Origin of the sequence: Vibrio sp. SG41-7, assembly GCF_014164465.1 — a bacterium.
Classification (GTDB): domain Bacteria; phylum Pseudomonadota; class Gammaproteobacteria; order Enterobacterales; family Vibrionaceae; genus Vibrio; species Vibrio splendidus.
Genome location: NZ_JACJFF010000026.1, coordinates 44,880 through 53,674, shown reverse-complemented (window position 1 = coordinate 53,674; position 8,795 = coordinate 44,880). Strand labels below are relative to the sequence as shown.

The 8,795-nt window shown below is 44.7% G+C and carries 6 protein-coding genes; 4 read left to right on the top strand and 2 right to left on the bottom strand.

Annotation, left to right across the window (positions count from 1 at the left end; all coding sequences use genetic code 11):
- Positions 1–252: 252 nt before the first annotated feature.
- On the bottom strand, positions 253–2,469 hold the full coding sequence (fadJ, locus tag H5300_RS09600) for a fatty acid oxidation complex subunit alpha FadJ (RefSeq protein WP_054541687.1): 2,217 nt from the start codon (positions 2,467–2,469) through the stop codon (positions 253–255).
- Positions 2,469–3,776, bottom strand: a complete 1,308-nt coding sequence (gene fadI / locus H5300_RS09595) for an acetyl-CoA C-acyltransferase FadI (protein ID WP_017076797.1) — start codon at positions 3,774–3,776, stop codon at positions 2,469–2,471. Before fadI ends, fadJ begins: the two co-directional genes overlap by 1 nt.
- Before the next feature lie 562 nt (positions 3,777–4,338).
- Between fadI and H5300_RS09590 the strand changes: the two genes are divergently transcribed.
- From H5300_RS09590 to H5300_RS09575, 4 genes are all read left to right on the top strand, one after another.
- The gene (locus H5300_RS09590; protein WP_004736042.1) at positions 4,339–4,887 is read left to right on the top strand and encodes a sigma-70 family RNA polymerase sigma factor; all 549 of its coding nucleotides are present in this window, start codon (positions 4,339–4,341) and stop codon (positions 4,885–4,887) included.
- Positions 4,880–5,608: a DUF3379 domain-containing protein gene (locus H5300_RS09585; RefSeq protein ID WP_017084531.1), complete on the top strand. Its 729-nt coding sequence runs from the start codon at positions 4,880–4,882 to the stop codon at positions 5,606–5,608. Before H5300_RS09590 ends, H5300_RS09585 begins: the two co-directional genes overlap by 8 nt.
- A gap of 298 nt (positions 5,609–5,906) precedes the next feature.
- A complete protein-coding gene (locus H5300_RS09580) occupies positions 5,907–7,160 on the top strand; it encodes an outer membrane protein transport protein (RefSeq protein ID WP_151407703.1) in 1,254 nt (417 codons plus the stop codon).
- Positions 7,161–7,456: 296 nt separating this feature from the next.
- Positions 7,457–8,779: an outer membrane protein transport protein gene (locus H5300_RS09575; protein ID WP_017076799.1), complete on the top strand. Its 1,323-nt coding sequence runs from the start codon at positions 7,457–7,459 to the stop codon at positions 8,777–8,779.
- Positions 8,780–8,795 lie beyond the last annotated feature (16 nt).

Here is an 8,795-nt window from a genome sequence, read left to right as displayed (position 1 = left end):
GGCTATATCTAATCCGATCGTTATAGTTTTCATATGGACCTACCCTCAGTTAGATGATTGTGTTTAATATTCATCTTGGCGCATTGCGACGCCGTTTAGAAGGGTGGGTCCATTTCATTATTCCCGAGAAGGAGGAACGACTGAGTCGGGAATCTCCTTCCTTTCGCACACTCAAAAAAATAAAAAAGCCCGCATCAATTGCTTGATACGAGCTTGATAATCAATGTGCTAGAACGTTACTTGTAGAGAGAGTTATTTATAAAAAGACTCATCCAAACCAGCACGTGTCAGTAGGCCATCGCATGGCGCAAAACGATCACCGTACTTCTTGGCGAAGTCGTTCATCATTTCGACCAATGACTTAATACCAATTTGATCCATGTATCGGAACGGACCTCCTAAGAATGGAGGGAAACCGATACCGAAAATAGCACCAATATCGCCATCACGTGGGCTGCGGATAATACCGTCATCCAAACAACGAACCGCTTCGTTTAGCATAGGTAACACACAGCGCATCGCGATATCGTTATCGCTCAACTTAGGATCGGGTTGCAGCTTAAGCAGCTTATAAACTGACTTATCGACTTCTTTCTTCTTACCTTTGTAAGTGTAGAAACCTTTGCCACTCTTACGGCCTTTACGGTTGTCATTCAAAAGAATATCGAACACATCAGGGCCTTGGAAACGGTCGCCTAGCTCATTCACTAAAATTGGAATAATCTTCGCGCCGATATCAACACCCACCTCGTCTAACAAAGTAATTGGGCCAACCGGGAAACCGAAGTCCAATAACGTGCTATCGAGCTTTTCAATCGGCTCGTTTGCCAATAATAAGTGCGCGGCTTCATTCATGTACGGAGCAAGAATACGGTTCACATAGAAACCAGCCGTGTCTTTAACAACAATCGGCGTTTTGCCTTGCTTCTTCGCTAATGCTACAACCGTCGAAATCGTCTCTTCTGAGGTTGCTTCATGAGGAATGACTTCAACTAACGGCATTTTTTCAGCAGGGCTGAAGTAGTGAAGACCGACCACGTTTTCAGGTCGCTGCGCCTTCTCCGCAATCTTATGGATTGGCAATGAAGACGTATTCGTCGCAAAGATAGTCTCTGGCTTTGCATTGGCTTCAATGTCCGCAACCATTGATTGCTTAAGATCGAGGTCTTCAAATACCGCTTCAATCACCACATCAGTGTGATTAAAGCTCGTAAAGTCGATACCACCAGAAAGCTGAAGCATCTTACTTTCCAGACCAGCTTTAGTCAGAATGCGACGCTTACGCTGCTTATCGAACAACTTAAAGTTGTAGTTCAGCGCGTTCAGCACGCCTTCATTGGATACGTCTTTAATGCGAACAGGCACTTTCGCTTTGGCAACGCTAACATGGCTGATACCAGCCCCCATAAGGCCACCGCCCAGCACACCAACACGCTTAACCGCTTTGGGTTCTGCGTCTGCGCCGTGCTCTTTTTTCATTTCAGTGGTGGCAAAGAAAATCGAACGCAGGGCTTTAGATTCTGAAGTCATTACCAGTTCAGAGAAACGCTTCGCTTCATACTGAAGGCCTTTATCAAAACCGTTCTCAAGGCCGTAACGAATCACATCAAGAATCGCATCGGCTGCAGGGTAATTACCGCGTGTTTTCTGGTTGGTTTTCTTCGAAGCCTGTTCAAAAATAACCTTACGACCAAGACCCGTGCGTGAAATAAGCTTCTCTTTGGTCGAAGCTTGGCTTTTAGACGCAAGACGCTTACCTTTTTTTCCGCCTGAGTTCTTTTCAACAAAGCTCTTAGCGACTTCAAGCAAGATAGTTTCTGGCACACAAGCATCGACAACACCGAGCGATTTTGCTTTCTTAGCACGCAACTGCTTACCCGTAAGAATAAGGTCAAGAGAAGGCAGCAACCCGATAAGGCGAGGTAAACGCTGTGTACCACCAGAGCCTGGTAACAGACCTAACTGTACTTCTGGCAAGCCAAGGCGAGTCTTGTCTGAGTCGGTACATACACGGTAATCACACGCCAGCGCAAGTTCTAAACCGCCACCTAAACATGGACCGTGGATCGCTGCTACTACTGGATATGGAAGATCTGAGAGTGTTTGGAACATCTCCTGCCCTTGACGAGCAAGAGACTGTGCTTCGTCAGCCGTTTTACAAGCATCAAGCATTCGTACATCAGCACCAGCGATAAAGTTATCTGGCTTTAGTGAATGAACGATTAAGCCCTTAACTCGGCTTTGCTTTTCTTTTAACTGCTCGAAGATGGCTTTCATTTCTTCAGCAAAAGCCGCTTGCAGCGTGTTCATTTTCTCGTTTGGCACATCAATCGCTAACCAAGCAATATCTTGCTCATCGATATTAAGAGTAAATGCTGTCGCTTTCTTTTTGGTTAATTCAGTCGCCGACGTTGAATCTGGTTGAGCGACGGTTTCTTTTTCTGTTGTTGCATCAAGAGTCGTAGACATTATTCTACCTCCAAGATCATTGCTGCACCTAAACCACCAGCCGCACACGCTGTGTTCAGTGCCAAGCCGCCACCACGACGTTTAAGTTCACGCAGTGTTTGAGTCATCATACGCGCGCCAGTCGCAGCAAACGGGTGTCCGTAAGCAATTGAGCTACCCAGCACGTTGAATTTCTCCATATCAATCTCACCGATCGCTTTGTCACGGCCAAGATTCTTCTGAGCAAACTCGTCACTTGCAAACATTTTGACGTTCGCTAGAACTTGGGCTGCAAATGCTTCGTGCATCTCGATTAGAGTTAGGTCTGACAACTCTAGACCTGTGTTCTTCAACACTTGTGAGGTCGCGTAGGTTGGCCCCATCAACATATCCGTTTCAACACCAATCGCTGAGAATGCATAGCCACGAATATAGCCAAGCACTTCTAAGCCTAGCTCTTTAGCTTTACCTTCGCGCATCAACATCACCGCAGCACCGCCATCGGTAAGAGGTGTTGCGTTGGCTGCCGTTACACTGCCGTACTTTCTATCGAATGCCGGGCGCAGTTTCGCGTAGCCTTCAACCGTTGAGTCGTGGCGAACGTTGTTGTCTTCCGCTAGGTACTTTTTATAAGGCGCTGGGAATGCCGTCATCACTTCGTCTTTAATCTTGCCTTCTTTCCATGCTTGAGAAGCCAAAGAGTGAGAACGGTGAGCAAGTGCGTCTTGAGCTTCGCGAGTAATACCATGCGTCTTCGCCATCTGCTCAGCCGTTTGCCCCATAGATAAACCGGTCGAGTATTCTGCGACGGCCGGTGGCACTGGCATCAGATCTTTGACTGAAAGTGTTTTAAGAATCTTCAGCTTCTGACCCATGGTTTTCGTTTTACTCAGCGCTAATAAATTTGCCGCTAACTTTTTCGAAACGCCAATAGGCAATACTGAAGAAGAATCCGCACCGCCTGCAATACCAACATCAATCGTGCCAGCCATAATGCTCTCGGTCACGTTAACTGCCGCTTGGAAACTGGTCGCACATGCTCGTGTCACACTGTAGGCATCGGTATTGATGTCCATGCCCGTACCCAACACGATTTCACGTGCAATATTCGGTGCTTCTGGCATTTGTACGACTTGGCCGAACACCACTTGTTCGATAAGCGCAGGATCGACATCTGTTCTTGCAAGCATTTCGCTCACAACCATTTTGCCTAGGTCAACCGCAGGCACTTGGCTAAATTCTGTACTCTGACGAGCGAATGGGGTTCGTAGTCCAGCGACAACGGCAACACGTTCTCCAGAACGCGTTTTGACTTCCTGTTTGCCCATGGTTTCTCCTTAAAGTTAAGAGGTCTGACCTGAAGCATTGTAAAGAAGTTGTTAATTAAATCAAACGAGCGTTTAAATAAACGTGATACGAGTATCTCACTGTTTGAAAATATAACTGCGTATTCAGGCGAACCTTTTTGGGGGAAAGGTTGTCGTAAGAGACTAAACTATTGTAAGCAAAGACTGTTATCGCTGTGTAGGGAATGGTTTTCTTGAGGCAAAAAAAAACCACACAAAACTGTGTGGTCGGAATGTATATAAAGCAATTAACTTAACGCCAATTGAAATAATCAGTTTCCTGATTAGGAGAAAGTAAAGTCAGCCTTCAAAAGGAAGTGTCGTCTTGCTCAACATGCTAGCCACGAATGACTAACTAGACGACAAGGTGTACTATAGCTTGTTCGAGGCCTTAGATTTTGAAGTAGATCAATTTTAATGTGATTTTACGGTTTCCTGCCGATCGTTAGCCCTAAAAACGAAACAGAATATAAAAACGAAGCACAACGTATAGAGGACAGCTATACGCAGAGCAATTATGGAGGCTCGTGTGTCAATAATAAAAATGTTTGGAAAGAAAACAGCCAAGCGTCCGGTCAACTCTGATATGGACAAACAAAGAAAGTACGAAGCACTCGTTCGTGCCTATCATCGTGACCTCTTTCGCTACGCCTATTGGCTATGTAAAGACAAAAGCATTGCCGAAGATTTAGTACAAGAGACTTGCCTTCGTGCATGGAAGTCACTCGATAGCTTACAAGATGAAAAAGCCGCTAAATCTTGGCTGATCACCATCTTGCGACGCGAGAACGCTCGACGTTTTGAACGCAAACAGTTTGATCTGGTTGATATCGACGATCATGGTAACGATGCAAGTGTCAGCGATGACCCACATCATCAACACCTGTGGTTGCAAGCTCAGATCATGAAACTTGAAATCGATTACCGTGAACCCCTCTTCTTACAAGTGATTGGTGGTTTTAGTGGTGATGAGATCGCGGATATTCTCGACCTCAACAAAAACACGGTGATGACACGTTTATTCAGAGCTCGAAATCAGTTGAAAGAGATGCTGGATACAGAAGAGGCAGAGAGGGGGCAACATAATGGATGATTTGGAATTTCGTCGTCGTGTATTGTCGGAACCTAAGCAACGTACACAAGATATTATTGATGCAGCAGCAAGCAGCGAAGCCAATAGTAACTTTCTAGACGATGTACTATCGCTTGATAAACAGATCCATTCAGCAATGAATGTGGATGTGCCAGACGATCTTGCTGATCGTATACTGTTCAATCAGACCTCAAGCGAAGAAAGCAAAGTAGTAAGACCTACGTTTGCTAGACGAGCGATGGCAATGGCAGCCTCGGTGGCGTTTGTTGCTGGTTTATTGGTTGGCCAAGTTAACTGGGGCAATGCATTCGTTTCACCCGCGCAAGCAAGTTTGGCAGATACGGCAATGAAACATGTTGTCGATGAAAAGAGCTTTGTGAGTGCGCTTGATGAGAATGTTACTTCACAACAAATCAATGCCAAGATGAATCCGTTTGCTTTTCAGTTTGATGAAGCCTTCCCTTACCACGTCTATTACCTGAACCATTGTGGCTTTGGCAAGTCCAACGCAATGCACATGGTTTTCCAAGGCGAAAAAGGCAAGGTCACTCTGTTTTTAACTGGAATTCCGACTGACAAGTCTATCGACTTTGATGAAGAAGGCATGTCAGGCTCAGTAACACCGATCGATGGCAGCAGTTTGATCCTTGTAGGCGAAGATGGCGAGGATGTCTCTAAAATCGCCGAAAAGCTGACAAAAATGATCAAACCAATGAGCTAATTTACTCTCAAAGCCCCGTAACAAAAGGCCCAGCAAGTATATCACTGATATTGCTGGGCTTTATTTATCAATAAACCGAAAAACCATTCACCACACCAATACCTCTAGAGTTAAAACTCTAAAAAAACAGCATTTCACACCATTTTCGTGCCAGATAGGCGTCATTTCCATAATTTTACCCTCAAAATTCCCAATGGTCGGATTTGTATATCGTATACTTGCGAATAGGATCAGCCACCATTGAGCAATTGCTCAAATTAATCGCCCTGTAGAGGCGGATATATAAAGGAATAAATGAATGACTACCAACAACACGCGTCTGTTTAAAAAGTCTCTTTTAGCAGTAACAATCACACTGGCGTCTTCGCAAGCGATGGCAGCAGGTTTCCAACTTAACGCACAATCAGCAACCGGCATCGGCCGTGCTTTCGCTGGTGATGCAGTAATCGCAGATAACGCGTCAGTAATGGCACGTAACCCTGCAGCAATGGCACTATTTGATAAAACTGAACTATCTCTTGGTTTTGAAAGTATTACTTCAATGATTGAAGTAAACGATGTCAACTATATGGGTGGTGCAGTGCCTGTCGGTGATACAGATGATGTAGGTGATACGTCAATCGCTCCGAACATCCACTTAATCGTTCCAGTAAACGACAAATTTGCTTGGGGTGTGAATGCTTACTCAAACTTCGGTACCAAAACAGAGTTTGAAGACAGCTATCCTGCGGCTGAATACGGCGGCTTGACTGATGTTAAGAGCATCAACTTTGGTCTTGCTGGTTCATACCGCCTAAACTCTCAATGGAGCTTTGGTGCTGGCTTAGATCTTATCTACGGCCAAGGTACAATGAAACGTACAGCTGGCGCAGGTTTTGGCCCTGGAGCTCCATCAATGGGGATCCCACCGGCAGGAACTCCTTTATTAAACGTCGACGAGGCTGATGGTTGGGCAGTAGGCTTCAACGTTGGTACTGTTTACGAATTGGATGAGAACAACCGCTTTGGCTTGTCTTACCGCTACAGCCCTGAAATCACAGCTAAAGACGATAAAGGTCAAGAGATTACTCTTCCTCTACCAGACATTGCTGAATTCTCTGGTTACCACAAAATTGAAGATACCAAATTTGCAGTCCACTATTCAGTACAATGGATCGGCTGGGGTGACTTCGACCAAATCGAATTCGAAAACTTAACTCAAGGCGCTATCCAAGGTACATACAATAAAGAGTACCAATGGCAAGATGGCTGGCACTATGCAATTGGTGGTACATACTACCTAAACGATACTTGGACACTTCGTACTGGTTACATGTACGACACAAGTGCACAAGACGAGCTGACTTCAATTTCTGTACCTGATTCTGATCGTCAGTGGTTATCTGCTGGTTTTACTTACCACATCGATACAGCATCTAATGTAGACTTTGGCTTTACATACCTACTAGGTGATGACGTAGATGTTAAGGAAACCTCTTCAGGAACTCCGCTTACAGCAACTACACATGCTGATGCAATCCTACTAGGTCTGCAGTACAGCCGTAGCTTCTAATATAATCGAAGTTAACAATCCCAAAGGGTCGCATTACGCGACCCTTTTTTATTGCATAACCCACTGACCAACATCAATTTAAGCTTACAGCTGTAGCCTGCAGAGGCTAAATATGCCTACAAGTGTACGCTCAAACCTCGCAACACAGCCGAAACATTTAGATTATTTCTCTAATAATTAAACACATTTACTCATTTAATCCCTAAAACACTGTTTTATTCGAATTTCATTTTTAAAGTAATAACTCTAAACGTAGAATCACGACACTAAATACTTATGATTCAGCGAACATAATAATGAAAATGAATAAGACTCTTCTATCTGCTGCAGTGGCAGTTGGATTACTTTCGACTTCTACCGTAACTCACGCGGCTGGTTTTCAACTAGCAGAATACTCAGCAACAGGCCTTGGCCGTGCGTATGCTGGTGAAGCAGCAATGGCAGACGGTGCAGATGCACAATGGCGTAACCCTGCAATGCTGACTTACCTAGAAGGTACTCAAGTTTCTGTTGGTGGTATCTACGTTAACCCTAACATTGATGTTAAAGGTGAAGTAAACCACGCTCACCCTGCTATAGGTACAAGCCAAGCATCTTCAAACGATTTCGCAGATGACGCTATTATCCCGAATCTTTACATTTCTCACCGTTATAATGAAAAGTTCGCTGTCGGTTTTGCATTTGGCACAAACTACGGCATGGAAACTAATCTAGGAGATGACTTCAATGCTTCTCATTTCGGTAACGAAGCAAGCGTAATCACTAAAGAAGCTAACCTAAACTTTGCTTACCAAATTGTTGAGCAAGTTAGCATTGGTGGTGGCATTCGTTACGTTATGGGTGAAGGTAGCTTTGGCGCAACAGCACCAGCAAAAAACGCAGTCGCACTAGACTCAAATAAAATGCCAATCTCCGTTCCTGCTGGTACTACATTGAAATATATGGAAGGCGATGATACAGCTTGGGGTTGGCAAGTAGGTACAGCGTGGCAGATCAACGAAGACCACCGCATCGGTTTTGCTTACAAGTCTGAGGTTGAACTAAAATTAGAAGGTCACGCAGAAGGCATTGGTTTTGGCATGACACCAGGTCAACGTGACAACGGCCATATGATGTTAGCACTTCCTGCAACAGCAGAACTTGCAAGTTTCCATCAACTAACAAAAGCATTGGCAGTTCACGCTAGTTTCAACTGGACTGATTGGAGCTCTTTCGAGAAGCTTCAAGCAGAACTGAACACATATGGCAGCCATACAGTTAAAGTTGAAAACTGGGAAGATAACTACCGCCTTGCTTTAGGTGCAACTTACCAAGTTGACCCAAAACTAGCACTACGTACTGGTGTAGCTTACGATACTTCTGCAGTTAGCGACAAAAACCGTACTATCACTATTCCAGAAACTGATCGCACATGGTTAAGTGTTGGTGCTGGTTACCAATGGTCTGAACAGCTTTCATTGGATGCTGGCTTTACTTACATCATTGCTAAAGATGCTCCAATCACAGAATCTCGTGGTTACGCATCTGACGATGCAGCCGAAGCTGTTGGCGGTCAATTTATCGGCACAACGACTGGTAATGTTTGGCTAGTAGGTATCCAAGCTAACTACCGTTTCTAATCTGGTTACTTAATCT